This window comes from Streptococcus mitis (genome assembly GCF_946190375.1).
GTDB classification, from domain to species: Bacteria; Bacillota; Bacilli; order Lactobacillales; family Streptococcaceae; genus Streptococcus; species Streptococcus mitis_CJ.
This window is the reverse complement of record NZ_CAMIAF010000007.1, coordinates 1-17,601: the sequence shown is the minus strand read 5'-3', so window position 1 is coordinate 17,601 and position 17,601 is coordinate 1. Positions and strand designations below refer to the sequence as shown.

Sequence of the window (17,601 nt, the reverse complement as noted above, 5' to 3'; positions counted from 1 at the left end):
TTAACTAAAATTATTGTATGTTATTTCCCTTAATTTGGAATGATAAGGGAATAACTAGAAAGATTTGTGAATACAAATTATTTCTGATATACTAACTATACAGTAATAATGAATGATAGGATATGGGATGAAAGAATTTCAATTTGAGAGAAAGCAGCGTTTTTCTTTGAGAAAATATACAATAGGAGCTTGTTCGGTCTTGCTAGGAACGAGTTTATTTTTTGCTGGTATGGGGGCTCAACCCGTACAGGCTACAGAAACGACTTCAACACTAATTTCAAGTCATTACTTGGATGAGCAGGATTTACCTGAAAAGTTGAAATCTGAGTTGCAATGGTTTGAAGAGAATAAAATTGAGGTAAAAGAGGGAAAAGAATACTATTTTGTCTATCGAAAATTGGCTACAAGATTACCAGAAACAGGTCTGTTTTCTAATGATGGGATGTTTATCTTGGGAGCAGGATTATTATTGCTTTCCTTCACTTTAATCAAGAGAAAAAAGGGAGCGTCTTACTTCCTTGTGACAGTCTTTGCTGTTGGTGGCTTGGGAGCATCCATCTCTGCTTTAGAAAATCTGGTAGAATTGCAACCAGCCCTTGTTAAGAGAGTAGAAGGTCAGTTTTTACCAAGTCCTGAAACAGTTCAAGGATATGAATTTACGGGATATTATTTGGTAAGAGATAGTGCTAGCAAGGAACTTTCTGTTGATAAGGTAGAGTCGCCAGTATTATCTCAAAAGGAGGAAAGTTCAGAATCTCAGTCTAAGAAGATTGTACCACAGTTGGCATCTCATTTTAGCTCGACTGAAGACCTTGTGCAATCTCCTCAACCATCCTACGCAGTTGAGCATGTTTTAAATCCAACTCCTGAAAAAAGTATGAGTATTGAGTCTAAAAAAGTACCAGATGAAGGAATGAAAACTGTTATTGAAGACAAGCCAGAACTGGAAGTTAGGATAGGGGAGATAGAGTTTGAAACTCAATTTCAATCTGACCCAACTCTGGCTAAGGGAGAAAAAAGAATTTCTATAGAAGGTGCCAAGGGACAAGAACGAATCTTAACAGAAGTAAGGATTATTGATGGTGTGGTTACGCGCAATGAAATAGGGAGAGAGGTGCTTCGTGAACCAGTTACTCAGGTGATTCTGGTTGGGACAAAAGATAAGGCATCTCAAGAAAATGGTATAAGCCTAGCCCCGGAAGTCCAACCACCTCTTCCGTCTTATGAGGGCGGTGTTTCCGGCGAATCCTTGGTGGAACCGTCCCTTCTATCTTATGAAGGCGGTGTTTCCGGTGAGTCCTTGGTAGAACCAGCGCTTCCCTCTTATGAAGGTGGTGTTTCCGGTGATCCTTCGGTAGAGCCGTCTCTTCCATCTTATGAGGGCGGTGTTTCCGGCGAGTCCTTGGTGGAACCGTCCCTTCCCTCTTATGAAGGCGGTGTTTCCGGTGAGTCCTTGGTAGAACCAGCGCTTCCATCATATGAAGGCGGTGTTTCCGGTGAGTCCTTGGTAGAACCAATGCTTCCATCTTATGAAGGCGGTGTTTCCGGTGAACCTTCGGTAGAGCCGTCTCTTCCATCTTATGAAGGCGGTGTTTCCGGTGAGCCTGAGATACAGGAGACTCTCCCAGAGTATAAAGAAGACACTCAACTTCCTCAGACCAAAGTGGAGACCAAAGCCGTCCCTTATGAAACCGTTTATGAAAAGAATGAGGAACTAGACCACGGCGTTACAAGAGTAAAAATTCCGGGTGTTGAGGGACAAGAACAAGTTACTACTACTTATACTAAAGATCAAGCAAGTGGAAATATTTCTGAGAATAAAACTGTCAAAATAGTAGCTAACAAAGTTGATCAAGTTGTAGAAGTTGGAACTAAACCGAGTGTTGAAACTACTGTCCTATCTCATAAAACGATTTACCAAGTGAATCCTGCTTTGGAGTTCAGACAAGAGAAAGTAGCGGTTGCAGGGCGTGATGGTTCGGTGGAAACTAGGACGACTTATCAACTAGACAAGGCAACAGGTCAGGTGACGGTATCTGATACTACTAAACAAGTAAATTCAGCAGTCGATAAAGTGATTCAAGTTGGTAATGTGGAAAAAGTAATACAACCGATTTCTGTTACCGAGGAGCGAAGAGAGGATCCTTCTCTTGCTAAAAATATGGAAAAGATAGCTTCTGAGGGTGAAGTTGGTGAAAATACACTTACCAGAACCTACGCCATCAATGAACAAACTGGTGAATTGGTTAATCCCCAAGAAGCGAGCCAAATAACAAAACCAATGAAACCGAGAGTTGTTTTAGTTGGTAGTCAGGAGGATAAACCACACTTACTTCCAGCTAATAGTGAGAGAGAAGATGCTGTGGATGTGTCTGCTCTGACCACAAGCGCGAGCTCAGTAGACTTCTTACATGACAGTAAACTAAAAGCACAGTTGGAGCCTGTCTATGATCCTCGAGATATTATAACAAGGAGAATTGCGCTCAGAAAAACACACCCAAATATCACTGACCAAGAAGTCAAAGATATGTTGCGCACAGAGTATCTTCAAAAACTGTCAATTCAAGAAAGCTTTGATCAGACGAAGACGCAAGCTGAGTCAAGTTTCAAAAAGATAGCCTCGCATACATTGGGAATTATAGGAGATACCCCTGAAAATCGCAGCAAGGTCAAACAAGAGCTTGAACAATACAAAGAGCAGATCTTGTTGGGACTGTCTTATATCAATCGTTTTTATAATATTCAATTTGGGGACACGAATATTCGTGATATTCTGGCCTTTAATCCAAGTTCATTTGGTAATAAGACAATGACAGCCTTAGATAGTTTGAAGAAACTAGGATCTATGTCTTATGAAGAGATGAAGTTGACCAATAGTCCTCAAACATTTACAAAGTATTTATCTACCATTACAGGTAAGGCTAGCTTGAAGGAATTTTTAGACAGCAATCGCCAACTATTTACGTCAGATGATGCGGATACTTGGCTTAAAAAATCTAGCCAAGCTATGATTGTTGAAAAATCATCTAAGGAAAATCCTTCAGCGCATGTCGGTCTGTATAGCAAGTTGACAGCTGGGGAAAAGGATCCTCGTAAACAAGAGGCTAATATGGCTGCTATTTTGGGACTTTTGAATGTGAAAGAACCAAATGTTTACGTGATTAGTAATATGGCGACGATTACTTATGGTAATATTGGTTCCTATATAGATACTTCTCTTGCCCAGTCTAATCCAACTAAGTACCAGGCTGAGCTTGCTAGAGTCAAGTCTTTAATTGAAAAGGCGGCTGTACAACAAGCCAACTATGTTGATACTCTTTATCGTATAACAAAACCAGAAAATCGTGATAAGTTGCTGACAAATCGCTTGATTATTGATACGATGAAGAAATATACAAGTAATCCGAATGCACAGATTGATAGCACTTGGTCACCAGCTACTGGTAGTGGAGCTGATAAGGGAGTCGACCAGTTTATGACTCCTATGAATTACTATTCTCCAGTAAGTAAGGTGGGAGCTGAGGCTAATGGATTAGGTGTCCGTTACTTTATAGATAGGGTTTTGGATGATAGAGGTTCAGCGACTTATTCTCATGAAATGACGCACTTACTAGATAGAACGGTCTTGTTTAATAATCACGGTCGTCGAGATGGTACAGGAGCAGAGTTTTATGCGCGTGGTATTTTTGAAAACTCCTATAATCCAGAAAAGGATACTTATTTCAATCTCAACTTTGTATATGATGAGAGTGATAAGAATGGATTTTACAATAAAACACCTGATCGATTTAAAACAGCAGAAGATTTGAAATCTTATATGAAGGGAAGTTTCGATGTCCTTTATACTCTAGATTACCTAGAAGCTGAAGCAAGTAAAGGCTTATCTGCAGAAGACAAGATGAGTTATTTCAAAAAAATAACGCCAATCACTTCAACAGGTCCTAGAACTTGGGTAGATTACCGTAATACAGCAGTTAAACCGACTCATAAGAGTGAGGAGATTCAAGCTCTGACCTTAGAAGATGCCAAAAAATTGACAGATATTGATAGTTTGATTGACAATCATATCCTAGTCAATCGTTATATCATTGCTGGTTTTTCAGATAAAGGTAAAATTGCAGCAAATGGTTACTATACTGTTGATATGTTTGATACCATTTATGGTGTTAGTCAAAATGACTCTGGTATGAGTGGGGATATCACCTTTAGAAAACAAGCCTTTGAATTGATGGCTGCTTTGGGCTATTATGAAGGATTTGTACCTTATGTATCAAATCAATACAAACAAGCAGCAGAGTCTGAGAACAAGCCTTTATCTGATATTTACATTTTCAATAAAATTTTGAATGGTAAGAGTTATGCTGAGTTTAAAAAAGCACAGTTTAAGGAAAGGGTAGCTAAGATTGATCAATTGAAACCTTTGACAATCCAATATGAAGGTCAGCAAATAAGTCTGACAGGTCAGAAGTTAAGTGAATTGATGCATAAAGCTGTCCAAGAGGAGTTGAAACAGATAAAAGCAGGAAATATCACGGCTAAAAAGTTTGAGCTTATCGAAACACCAGTTCAAAAACTGAAAAAAGCGATTTATAAAGCTTATCTCAAAGATTCAGATGACTTTAGACAATCGATTTACAATAGTTAAGACAAAAGGAACATCTCTCTGGAATGAACATTCAGAGGGGTGTTTTTTGGGCTCTTGTAAGGTTCGACCTTATTTCTTGAAAATTAAAGTTTGCTTGAATATGGAATGATTTTCAGACTCCTCCACAAATTATAGAATCTTTTCTGAGTATTTAGGGAGTGATGGAGGACGTATTGAAAGCGCTTTTGTTTTGTGCTATAGTCAAGTAAATCGAATCGTTTAAAGAGGAATGCTTGTATGAGAAGAGAAGAAGTTTTACGAAATCACTGGTTTTTTAGTCAAGAGGTGGGGAAAGAAGAAGCCTTGGTGTCGGATTTTCAGAGGGAAAATTGGCAGGCTATTCAAGTGCCACATGACTGGAGTATTTACAATGATTTTGATCAGTATTCGCCAGCGCAAAATGAGGGTGGACAGCTAAATGGTGGTCAGGCCTGGTACCGTACACAGTTCTACTTGGAAGATGATACCAGTCTTGTATCAGTACGTTTGCTCTTTGATGGAGTTTACATGAATGCCCAAGTCTATATAAACGGGCAAGTGTTGGGCTATTATCCCAATGGCTATACACCCTTTTCTTATGATATCACGCCTTATCTAAGAAATGATGGTACAGCCAACCAGCTTGCAGTTTTTGTGGACAATCAGCAACCTAGCAGTCGTTGGTACTCTGGTAGCGGTATTTACCGAGAAGTAAAATTGTTGATTACAGATGCAGTTCATATAGATTTATATGGGATTAAGATAGAAAGTCCCAAGCTCGAGGAACAAAGAGATGGATGGGTTGAAACTCAGCTTGAAAGCAAGGTTTCAAATGACGGGCCTCAGTCTGTGTTGGTATATTTAGAACAGAGTATCTGGTATGAGGGACAGCGTATTTCTGACTGGCAGGCAACAGACTCTGCAATGATCGAGCCTGGGGAAAAACATCATTTCAAACAAGCCATATCAATTTTCCAACCTTTGCTTTGGGATATTGATCATCCTTACCTTTACCAATTGAAGAATCGCCTTTACAAAAATGGAATTTTAGTTGATGAAGAAGAGGAGACCTTTGGTTACCGTTATATGGATTGGCAAGCGGATAAGGGTCTCTTTCTAAATGGTCGCTGGTTGAAGATTCATGGGGTTTGTCTCCACCATGACTATGGAGCGCTGGGAGCTGTGGGAAACAGGTCAGCTACTGAGAGACGATTGCGCCAGATGAAGGAAATGGGTGTCAATGCGATTCGAATCACCCATAATCCAGGCAGTAGCATCTTGCTAGATGTGGCTGCCAAAATGGGCCTACTCATCCAAGAAGAAGCCTTTGATACCTGGTATGGAGGCAAGAAAGAATATGATTATGGTCGCTTTTTTGAGGAAGAAGCGACTCATCCAGAAGCGAAAGCAGGCGATTTCTGGTCAGATTATGATTTGCGCACTATGATTGAACGTGGTAAGAACAATCCAGCTATCTTTATGTGGTCCTTGGGAAATGAAGTCAGTGAAGCAAATGGCGATGCTCATTCATTGAAGACTATCAAACGCTTGCTAGGAAGGGTCAAGGAAGTGGATGATAGTCGTTTTGTGACCATGGGAATGGATCAATTCCGCTTTGGCGATGGTTCTGGAGGTCATGAAAAGATTGCTGATTTGTTGGATGTAGTGGGTTTGAATTACTCAGAAGACAATATTGATGGGATTCGCAAAAGACATCCCAAGTGGCGACTTTACGGATCTGAAACCTCATCGGCTACAAGGACGCGTGACAGCTATTTTCGCCCAGATAAGGAATGGGTTGGGGATAATCGCCGCTTGCGAAATTTTGAACAGTCGGACTATGGCAATGATCGGGTTCCTTGGGGGAAGACAGCGACGGCTTCTTGGATAGCAGATAGAAATCGTCTAGACTATGCAGGTCAGTTTATCTGGACAGGAGTGGACTATATTGGTGAGCCGACTCCTTGGCACAATCAAAATGACACGCCTGTCAAGAGTTCTTATTTTGGGATTGTGGACACAGCAGGGATTCCTAAAAATGACTATTATCTCTATCAAAGTCAGTGGTTGGATCTGGATCAGCATCCTATGGTTCATATTTTACCCCACTGGAATTGGGAAATCCACAAGAGTTATCAACAAGTTGTGGATAAGTATGGGGATATCCCTGTTAGAGTGTATTCAAATGCTAGTTCAGTAGAGCTATTTCTCAATGGAAAATCCCAAGGCAGAAAGACTTTTCAGGAAAAATGGACTTCAGATGGTAGAAAATACCAAGAGGGACAAGGTTATGACCAGCTCTATCTTGAATGGCGTTTGCCCTATCAACCGGGAGAATTGCGTGCTGTGGCCTATGACCGTAAAGGTCAGCTTGTGGCAGAAGATAGGGTGGTGACTGCAGGTAAGCCAACCAAAATCGGGTTACATGCCGAGAAATCACAACTGGAGCCAGATGGGCAAGACCTCCTCTATCTCTATTTTGATGTATTGGACAAGGATGGAAATTGGGTGCCGACTGCTTCCAATCAACTTCATTTTGAAATTGAAGGCCCTGCTCGCATTGTAGGTGTGGATAATGGTAGGCAGGCCAGTCGTGAACGTTACAAGGCTCAGAAAAATGGTCGGTTTAAGAGGAAAGCCTTTCATGGCAGGGGTGTTGTTTTAGTTCAGAGCTTGGAGCAGGTGGGTCTAGTGAGAGTAAAGGCTAGTGCCAGAGGACTAGAGACAGCAAGTTTTGATCTCTTAGTGGGAGAGGCTTTTGATTGCCAGCCAGTGAAAAACCAGCGCTTATTTGAGATTCGAGTGGACAAGCAGGCAGGATTACAAGAAGGGGCTTCCCCAGCTATTGGACTTTATCCACAAACTGTGGATAACCCTGTGAACAAGGTGGGGAATAGTGAAGTGATTTGGGAGACGAGTGGTAGTGCCCACGCCATTATCAAGCAGGGAGTGCTTCATTGCTTGTCTGCAGGAGACTTGGTTATTAGTGCTATTTATCAAGGGAAGGCCTATCAAACTCATTTGCAGGTGGCAGAAAATACCTCACTAGGGCAAGCAGTTTCTGTACGACCACTTCGCTTGTATACAGCTAAGGGAACTTATCCACAGTTGGCATCTTCAGTTTTGGTGGACTATGAGTTTGGCGGTGCAAAACGAGTAAAGGTTGTTTGGGAGGCAATCTCGGAAAAAGATCTGGAAAACTTTCATGAATTTACGGTATCTGGTCATCTTGAGGGGCTGGATATAAAGGCTTCTGCTCAGATTTGTGTTCAAGGGATTTGTGCTATTAATCCTGAAAGGGTCTGGACGCTTGTCAAGGAAGCCCCACACTTACCAGACCGAGTCAAGCTAGTCTTATCAGATGGCAGACGAGATACGGCCAAGGTGACTTGGGATGAGCTTGATTCTCAAGTCTATGCTCAGGTAGGAGAATGCGTTCTCACAGGACAGGTAGCGGGCTGTGAGTTGCCAGCAACAGTCACTATTCATGTGACAGATGCTAGTGTAGATGGGGAAGTTATTTCCAATCAGTGGACAGGGTCCAACCTGCCTCTGGTTTTTGCTTCTCATTCAGAGCCAAATCACCCAGCCTCTTACCTCAATGACAAGGTCATTGCTCGGAAAAAATCGACAGCCAATACTTGGATTGACAAGTCAGAGCAAGCCAGCGTGGGCATTCTTTTTGGAGACGCAGGCATTTTAAAACCGCGATTTGTGGATAACGTGACCTTGTATTATGTTGAGAATCAAGAATACGTGGCGATGGAGCCTACTTTTATTGATTATTATGTAGGGAATGAGCCTACTTTACCTCGGACTCCCAACCATTTGGATAAGGATTCCTTGCTCAAGCCAGAGGAGAATTGGCGCCCTGTATCAGCTATTAGAAAAGTTTCAAGTGATAAGGATGAGGAGCTTCGTTTTGAATTTGATAAGGTGGAAACCTATGCCCTTCGTCTTCGATTTGAAGGTTTGACCAGTCCCCTAGCGCTAACAGAATTGCAAGTACATGCCAAAAAAGTAAAGAAAAGTGTAGATAGGAAGTAGTATGGTAAGAGAAATAAAACCGCATGGGCCCTTGCCTAGTCAGGCCCAGCTAGAGTATTTAGAGGATGAACTAGCAGCCTTTATCCATTTTGGCCCAAATACCTTTTATGATCAGGAATGGGGGACAGGTCAGGAGGATCCTGAACGCTTTAACCCGACACAGTTAGATGCGCGTGAGTGGGTTCGAGTGCTCAAGGAAACGGGCTTTAAGAAGTTGATTTTGGTGGTCAAGCACCACGATGGCTTTGTCCTCTATCCGACAGCTCACACAGATTATTCGATCAAGGCCAGTCCTTGGAGGAATGGAGAGGGGGACTTGCTCCTTGAAGTATCCCAAGCTGCCACAGAGTTTGATATGGATATGGGGGTCTACCTATCGCCGTGGGACGCCCAAAGCCCCCTCTATCATGTGGACCGAGAAGCGGACTATAATGCCTATTATCTGGCTCAGCTGAAGGAGATTTTATCAAATCCTGCCTATGGAAATGGAGGGAAATTTGCTGAGATCTGGATGGATGGTGCCAGAGGAGAGGGCGCTCAAAAGGTCAATTATGAATTTGAAAAATGGTTTGAAACCATTCGTGACCTGCAGGGCGATTGCTTAATTTTTTCAACAGAAGGCACCAGTATACGCTGGATTGGCAATGAACGAGGGTATGCAGGTGATCCTCTATGGCAAAAGGTGAATCCTGATAAACTAGGAACAGAAGCAGAGCTGGACTATCTTCAGCACGGAGATCCCTCGGGCATGATTTTTTCAATCGGAGAGGCAGATGTTTCCATCCGGCCAGGTTGGTTTTACCATGAAGAGCAGGATCCTAAGTCACTTGAGGAGTTGGTCGAAATCTATTTTCACTCAGTGGGGAGAGGAACCCCGCTCCTACTTAATATTCCGCCGAATCAAGATGGGCTCTTTGATGCAAAGGATATTGAACGACTTTATGAATTTGCGACCTATCGCAATGAGTTCTATAAAGAAGATTTGGCTCTGGGAGCTAAGGTATCTGGTCCAGCTCTTTCCGCAGACTTTGCTTGTCACCATCTGACAGATGGCCTTGAAAGCAGCTCTTGGGCAAGCGATGCAGACCTGCCCATCCAGCTAGAACTAGACTTAGGGTCACCTAAAACTTTTGATGTAATTGAGTTAAGAGAAGATTTGAAGTTAGGGCAACGAATCGCTGCTTTTCATGTGCAAGTAGAGGTGGATGGTGTCTGGCAGGAATTTGGTAAGGGCTTTACAGTTGGTCATAAGCGTCTCCTGCGAGGTCCGCTAGTAGAGGCACAGAAGGTGCGCGTGATGATTACAGAGTCACAGGATTTACCTGTATTGACCAAGATTTCCCTCTATAAAACTCCTAGATTATCACAAAAAGAGGTTGTTCAGGGACTAGCATTTGCAGAAAAAAGTCTAGCTGTGGCAAAGGGAGAGACTCTTCATTTTAGGATTGAACGTAGCGAAAGTAATACTCCTTTGGAGGCTAAGATTTCGATTCAACCGGGGACAGGTGTCCATGGTGTCGCCTATCAGGACGAAATTCAAGTCCTTCAATTCCAAGCTGAGGAAAGCAAAAAAGATTTGACCATACCAACCCTGTATTTTGCTGCTGATAAGACCTTAGATTTCTATCTGAATCTAACTGTTGATGGACAGTTGGTTGATCAAGCTCATATTTTAGTTGAAACGAGATAAAATATCTTCACAATTCATTTCCTTTTCGAATAAATAGATAGAACCATCGAATCTAGCAAAATTAGATTTTAAAATATGGTATAATAGAAGGAGGAAATGGATGATTTTAAGACATCCGGGCATCAGCCCAACCCATGACTTGGTTGCTAAGAAAATCTTTAGCAATCCAGAAATCACTTGTCAGTTTATTCGCGATATGCTGGACTTACCAGCTAAAAATGTGACCATTTTGGAGGGGAGCAATATTCATGTACTACCTTCCTTGCCGTACTCGGCCCAGGATTTCTATACCAGTATAGACGTCTTAGCGGAGTTGGACAATGGGACACAAGTAATTATTGAAATTCAAGTTCATCATCAGAATTTTTTCATCAATCGCCTGTGGGCTTACCTGTGCAGTCAGGTCAATCAAAATCTTGAAAAAATTCGTCAACGTGAAGGTGATACTCACCAGAGCTACAAACACATTGCCCCAGTATACGCTATTGCTATTGTAGATAGTAATTACTTCTCAGATGACTTGGCTTTTCATAGCTTTAGCATGCGAGAGGACACGACAGGTGAAGCCTTAACCATCACAAATAATGAACAAGAAAACCATTTGGTCAAGATGGCATTCTTGGAATTAAAAAAATACAGAGAAACCAGCAAGGATAGCGTTCGCAAGCCGTGGTTGGAGTTTTTTGGTAACAAGCCCTTTACCCAACAACCTGAGCGAGCCATCAGCCAGGCAGACCAACTGCTGGACTACAAGAGCTGGTCTGAGGAGGACAGGAAAATGTTTAGTCAACTACGTATGCGAGAAGAACAGGCATTGTTGGCACAGGACTATGCCTTGGAACAAGCTGAAGAAAAAGGTTTAAAGCGTGGTCTTGAACGTGGAAAACTTTTTGTCTTCTTAGACATGGTTCGCCAACATGTTTTAACTTCTGAATTTGCGAGTGAGCAATTAGGCATGACCGTGGCTGAGTTTGAAGAACTCTTGAAAGACCATCATAAATAAGACCTAAAAATACAGAGAAACCAGCAAGGATAGCGTTCGCAAACCGTGGTTGGAGTTTTTTGGGAATAAGCCCTTTACCCAACAACCTGAGCGAGCTATCAGCCAAGCAGACCAACTGCTAGACTACAAGAGCTGGTCTGAGGATGACAGGAAGCTGCTTAGTCAACTACATATGCGCGAAGAACAAGCCTTGTTAGCACATAACTATGCCTTGGAACGAGCTGAAGAAAAAGGCTTAGAACGTGGTCGCGCAGAAGGTATTGAACAAGGTTTAGAGCGCGGGAAAGTTGAAGGAAGGGAAGAAGGGAAACTTTTTGCCTTTCTGGATATGGTCCGTCAAGGTTTTCTGACTTCCGAGGTTGCGAGTGAGCAATTGGGAATGACTGTCGCTGAGTTTGAGGCCTTGTTGTAAGTAGAAAACGATGACATGTTACCGAAATGAGGTGGCATGTTTTATTTTGGGTTCATATTTTTTACGGATAATTTTTTCTTATGCAATGCAAAAATAGTTTATTTCACCCCTCAAACTTATTTATTTTACCACTAATCCTATATGAATACGCTATCTTTATGAATGAATGTTAAAAACTTGAGAAATTAATAGAATAACTTTGCATTATTTATTCACGAAAACGCAAAAAAATACTAATAGAATTTATCTGAAAATTCCTTACTTTCCCAAAACGCTTTTTTTTTTTTTGCGAAAATTTCAAATCAAATTATTTGCATATATATTGAAAATAAGATAAAATGTAAATTGTAGATTTCTGTATGCAGGTGTCATGTGGAAATCAAATCAATTAACCTCACAAAAGGAGAAAAGAAAATAATGGAAAACAAACCATCTATGAGTCGTGTTGAACGTCTGCACCGCGAAAAGGTCACGCGTTACTCGATTCGTAAATATAGCTTTGGAGCGGCTAGTGTAGCGGTCGCTGCTCTTTTCATGTTCTTAGGTAATGGAGCTGTATCTGTCCAAGCGGATCAAATCCAACCTGGAGACACAGCTGTTGCTCCGTCAGCAACTCCAACTTTGGATAAGGCCCAACTTGAAAGCTATATTTCAGAAATTGAAACAAAACTTTCTAACGGTTCTTACGATAACAAAACAGAAGAATCTGTAGCATTATTAAAAGCAGACCTAGAAGCTGCAAAAACTACATTAGCAAACGCAACAACTCAAGCTGAATTAACAAAAGCTTACAGAAAACTTTTCCTTACAGCTAACTCTAAATTAAGAAGCAAACCTGTAGAGAAAAAAGAAACTCCAGCAGTAGACACAACCGAAGGTAAAGAAACTGTAGGTAAGTCAGCTGAAAACACAGAACCAAAAGCTGGAACTAACTCAATCGAAAATACCGGTTCAAAAGACGAACGTAACGGGAAAGAATTAGATAAAAATAATGATTTCCGTACAGTAAATACTAAATCTAAGAATACAATTTATTCTACTGATAGTGAAATTACAGGAACAGGTACACCAGGAGCAACCGTTAAAGTGACTGTTAAAAATCCAGAAGGAACAACAGTGATTTCAGAAGAGACGACAACAGTTGGCGCGGATGGAAACTGGAAACTTGCTTTAGACAAAGGATTGAACAGTAACGAAGCATTATTTGGAGCAAGTGAAGCAGCCAGAACATTCTATGCTCCTAAGAACAAGGTTGAAGTTACACAAACTGTTAATGGTGTTGAAAGCGAAAAGGCAGACTTAGAAGTTTCTATTGGTGAATCAAAAATCTTACCATCAGAGGCAGCTAAAGATAAAACTAGTGTTGTCGCTGGAGCTAAGAAAGTTGTACTAACAGTTCCACACGATACAGGATATTCATATTTCTGGTACAAAGATAAAGAAACAAATTCAGCACCTCAAGTGACATTGAAACGAGGCGAAGACAGAGGATGGTCTATTACAGAAAATCCAGAAAGAGCAACTATTGAATCTGTTGACCACGGTAAATTTGTTGATACAATTACATTAACACTGACAAAACCAGTTGCTGAAGGAAATAATAACATTCAAATCATTTCGCATAATGGTTCAGCTTCTCATGGAAGTTTCTCAGGGAAATATTCAGTTAATGTAACTAACGAAGCACCAGTAGTATCATCAGCAACAGGTTCAGATGAAACAGTAGTGCCTATGGGAGGAAATGTAGATCTTTCAACTCTTGCTAAAGTAACAGATCATGAAGATGATCAAAACGCAACATTGGGTGCCAAAGGTACAGCTACAGTAGTATCTATCAATGGAGATACTAATAAAACAACTCTAGAAGCTGCAGATTTTGGAGTAGGTGGTACAACACACACCGTTCAATATAAAGCAGTAGATAGCCAAGGTAAAGAATCTGCAGTTTACACTCATACGATAAAAGTGCAAGGAGCTGCTCCAGCAGTAAATACTAAATCTAAGAATACAATTTATTCTACTGATAGTGAAATTACAGGAACAGGTACACCAGGAGCAACCGTTAAAGTGACTGTTAAAAATCCAGAAGGAACAACAGTGATTTCAGAAGAGACGACAACAGTTGGCGCGGATGGAAACTGGAAACTTGCTTTAGACAAAGGATTGAACAGTAACGAAGCATTATTTGGAGCAAGTGAAGCAGCCAGAACATTCTATGCTCCTAAGAACAAGGTTGAAGTTACACAAACTGTTAATGGTGTTGAAAGCGAAAAGGCAGACTTAGAAGTTTCTATTGGTGAATCAAAAATCTTACCATCAGAGGCAGCTAAAGATAAAACTAGTGTTGTCGCTGGAGCTAAGAAAGTTGTACTAACAGTTCCACACGATACAGGATATTCATATTTCTGGTACAAAGATAAAGAAACAAATTCAGCACCTCAAGTGACATTGAAACGAGGCGAAGACAGAGGATGGTCTATTACAGAAAATCCAGAAAGAGCAACTATTGAATCTGTTGACCACGGTAAATTTGTTGATACAATTACATTAACACTGACAAAACCAGTTGCTGAAGGAAATAATAACATTCAAATCATTTCGCATAATGGTTCAGCTTCTCATGGAAGTTTCTCAGGGAAATATTCAGTTAATGTAACTAACGAAAAACCAACACTTGCTTCTAAAAATGGTCAAACAGAAACTACAGTAAATGTAGGAGATAATGTAAATCCAGCATCGCTTGTTACTGTAGCAGACCATGAAGATGATAAAGATGCAACACTTGGAACTAAAGTACGTGCTGAAGTAATCTCAGTAAATGGAGATGAATCTGTTAAAACTGTAGACACAACAACTGCGGGAAGTTACGTTGTTAAATATAAAGCGATTGATAGCCAAGGAAAAGAATCAGATGAATTAACTCATACAGTTATTGTAAATCTTGATAAACAACCTGCAATTAACGCAGTAGAACAAGCTGCTATTGCACAAATTGAAAAAATCAATGGTAATAAAGCTGCAACCAAAGAAGAAAAAGATGCAGCAATTGCTAAAGTAAACAATGATAAGAAGGCAGCTCTTGACGCAATTAATGCTGATACTGTTAAAACTCAAGATGCTCTAACTCAAGCACAAAACGCAGGAACTGATGCAATCGCAAAAGATAACCCAGTAGTAGCTGCAAAACCAGAAGCTAAGAAAGCAGTTGATGATGCTCTTAAAGCTAAAGAAGCAGCAATTGACGCTCGTACTGATTTAACAGATGACGATAAGAAAGCCGCTAAGGATGCAGCTAAAGCAGCCGCTGATAAAGCTAAAGAAGCAGTCGATGCAGCAACAACAGATGCAGAAGTTACTAAAGCTAAAGAAGCTGGAACTAAAGCAGTTGCAGATGTAACTCCAGTAGCCAAAGCGGAAGCTAAGAAAGCAATTGCAAAAGCATTAGAAGATAAAAATAGCGAAATTGATAAGCGTACTGACTTAACAGATGAAGAAAAAACTGCAGCTAAGAAAGAAGCAAAAGATAAAGCTGATGCACAATTAGCGAAAATTAATGAACAACCTGATGCAGCAGCTACACCAGCAGCAGCTAAAACAGCTCAAGATGCAGTGGATGCGGCTAAGAAAACAGGTGTAGCTGAAGTTACAGCAGTAAATCCAGTAGCAGTTAAGAAACCAGCAGCTAAGAAAGCGATTGACGATGCACTTAAAGCTAAAGAAGCAGCAATTGACGCTCGTCCAGACTTAACTGATGACGAGAAGAAAGCCGCTAAGGAAGAAGCTAAAGCAGCCGCTGAAAAAGCTAAAGCAGCAGTCGATGCAGCAACAACAGATGCAGCAGTAGACGCAGCTAAGAAATCAGGTGTAGATGAAGTTGCAGCTGTAAATCCAGAAGCAGTAACTAAACCAGCAGCCAAGAAAGCAATCGAAGATAAATTAGCAAAACAATTGGAAGATATTGCTAACACTCCAGATGCAACTGATGAAGAAAAAGCAGCAGCCGCTGAAAAAGCAAAAGCAGCCGCTGAAGCAGCAAAAGCAGCAGTTGATAAAGCAACGACAGATGCTGCAGTTAAAGCTGAAAAAGATAAGGCTGTTGGCGAAGGAGATACTAAAGGTACAATCGATGAACTTCCTGTTGTAGAAGATAAGCCAAATGCTCGTAAAGCAATTGATGAAGAAGCAACAGCTAAGAAAGCAGAAATCGATGCGCGTAACGATCTAACTCCTAAAGCTAAAGCTAAATTAAAAGCTAAAGCAGATAAAGTTGCTGAAAAAGCAAAAGCAGCAATTGATGCAGTAACTAGTGTAGAAGATGTTAATACAATAGAAGAAGCAGATAAAGCAGCTATTAAAGCAATTGGAGATATCAATAGACCAATCGATAAAGTTCTAGTAAAAGACCCAAGTGCATTAACAGATGAAGAAAAAGCTAAAGTCTTAGAAGAAGTTAAGAAAGTTAATCCGACAGCTAAAGAGGTTAAATATGATGAAAATGGAAACATCGAAGTAACAACAGAAGCTGGCGATAAAGGAATTATCAATCCAACAAAATTAGTGAAAACTGAGGACCAGTTAGATAACGGTAAAGGTGGAAATGATATTCATAAACCACTTGATAAAGTTCTAGTAAAAGATCCAAGTGCATTAACAGATGAAGAAAAAGCTAAGATTGTTGCTAAAGTTGAAGAAGTAAATCCAGATGCTATCGTAACAATAGATGAAAACGGAACTGTTTCTGTTTCTACTTCAGATGGTAAAACTGCTGCAATTCCAGCATCAGATTTAGTAAGAACTAAAGAAGATACAGCAAAAGCTGGAGCAGGTAACTCTAATATTGTTAAACCAGCAGACAAAGTAGTTGGTGAAGCAAATGATCCAGATGATCAAGCTAAAGTAGAAGCAAAATTAAGAGAATTAAACCCAGAAACTAAATCTGTTAAATTTGACGAAGATGGTAATGCGACAGTTACTCTAAAAGATGGAACTACAGCAACAATCCCATCAGAAGATTTATTCAGATCAGAAGCAGATGCAACTACACCAAATGCAGGAAATGACATTGTAAACCCAGCAGATAAGACTGTAGTAGCAAATCCAGCTAAACTTACAGATGCTGAGAAAAAAGCAATTGAAGATAAAGTTAAAGCAGTAAATCCAGGTGCAACTGTAGTAGTAGACGACAAAGGAAACGCAACAGTCACAACACCAGAAGGTAAGACAGCGGTAATTCCAGCAACAGACTTAACTAAGTCAGCAGCAGATGCAGCTAAGCCAGAAGCAGGAAACAACGTAAACAAACCAGCAGATAAGACAGCAGTTAAAGATCCAGCTAACTTAACTCCAGAAGAGAAGAAAGCGATCGAAGATAAAGTTAAGGCTGTAAACCCAGATGCAACAGTAGCAGTAGACGATAAAGGAAATGCGACAGTCACAACTCCAGAAGGTAAGACAGCTGTAATTCCAGCAGCAGACTTGACGAAAGATCCAGAAGCTGCAACTAAACCAAATGCAGGTAACGACATCGTTAAACCAGCAGATAAGACAGTAGTAGCAAATCCAGAAAAACTTACAGACGCTGAGAAGAAAGCGATCGAAGATAAAGTTAAAGCTGTAAATCCAGATGCAACAGTAGTTGTAGATGATAAAGGAAATGCGACAGTCACAACTCCAGAAGGTAAGACAGCTGTAATTCCAGCAGCAGACTTGACGAAAGATCCAGAAGCTGCAACTAAACCAAATGCAGGTAACGACATCGTTAAACCAGCAGATAAGACAGTAGTAGCAAATCCAGAAAAACTTACAGACGCTGAGAAGAAAGCGAT

5 protein-coding genes and 1 pseudogene are annotated in these 17,601 nt (G+C 40.7%); all 6 read left to right on the top strand.

The window, feature by feature from the left end; genetic code table 11:
* The first annotated feature begins 127 nt into the window (after nt 1-127).
* Complete coding sequence (locus N8M09_RS04295; RefSeq protein WP_261064055.1) at nt 128-4,645, top strand: ZmpA/ZmpB/ZmpC family metallo-endopeptidase; 4,518 nt, start codon at nt 128-130, stop codon at nt 4,643-4,645.
* Between the two features lie 237 nt (nt 4,646-4,882).
* Nucleotides 4,883-8,671: a DUF4982 domain-containing protein gene (locus N8M09_RS04290; RefSeq protein WP_261064053.1), complete on the top strand. Its 3,789-nt coding sequence runs from the start codon at nt 4,883-4,885 to the stop codon at nt 8,669-8,671.
* Nucleotide 8,672: 1 nt separating this feature from the next.
* Nucleotides 8,673-10,361, top strand: a complete 1,689-nt coding sequence (locus N8M09_RS04285; protein WP_261064051.1) for an alpha-L-fucosidase — start codon at nt 8,673-8,675, stop codon at nt 10,359-10,361.
* A gap of 100 nt (nt 10,362-10,461) precedes the next feature.
* Nucleotides 10,462-11,364: an Rpn family recombination-promoting nuclease/putative transposase gene (locus N8M09_RS04280; RefSeq protein WP_261064049.1), complete on the top strand. Its 903-nt coding sequence runs from the start codon at nt 10,462-10,464 to the stop codon at nt 11,362-11,364.
* A gap of 7 nt (nt 11,365-11,371) precedes the next feature.
* A pseudogene (locus N8M09_RS04275) lies at nt 11,372-11,776 on the top strand (RpnC/YadD family protein); the annotation flags it as partial.
* 417 nt (nt 11,777-12,193) lie between these two features.
* Nucleotides 12,194-17,601 (top strand): DUF1542 domain-containing protein (locus N8M09_RS04270; RefSeq protein WP_261064047.1); only part of this gene is annotated, 5,408 nt, incomplete at its 3' end.

Bases quoted from the DNA above. Each gene is read 5' to 3' on its own strand.
- N8M09_RS04295 (WP_261064055.1), top strand. From the start codon at position 128: ATGAAAGAATTTCAATTTGAGAGAAAGCAGCGTTTTTCTTTGAGAAAA.
- N8M09_RS04290 (WP_261064053.1), top strand. From the start codon at position 4,883: ATGAGAAGAGAAGAAGTTTTACGAAATCACTGGTTTTTTAGTCAAGAG.
- N8M09_RS04285 (WP_261064051.1), top strand. From the start codon at position 8,673: ATGGTAAGAGAAATAAAACCGCATGGGCCCTTGCCTAGTCAGGCCCAG.
- N8M09_RS04280 (WP_261064049.1), top strand. From the start codon at position 10,462: ATGATTTTAAGACATCCGGGCATCAGCCCAACCCATGACTTGGTTGCT.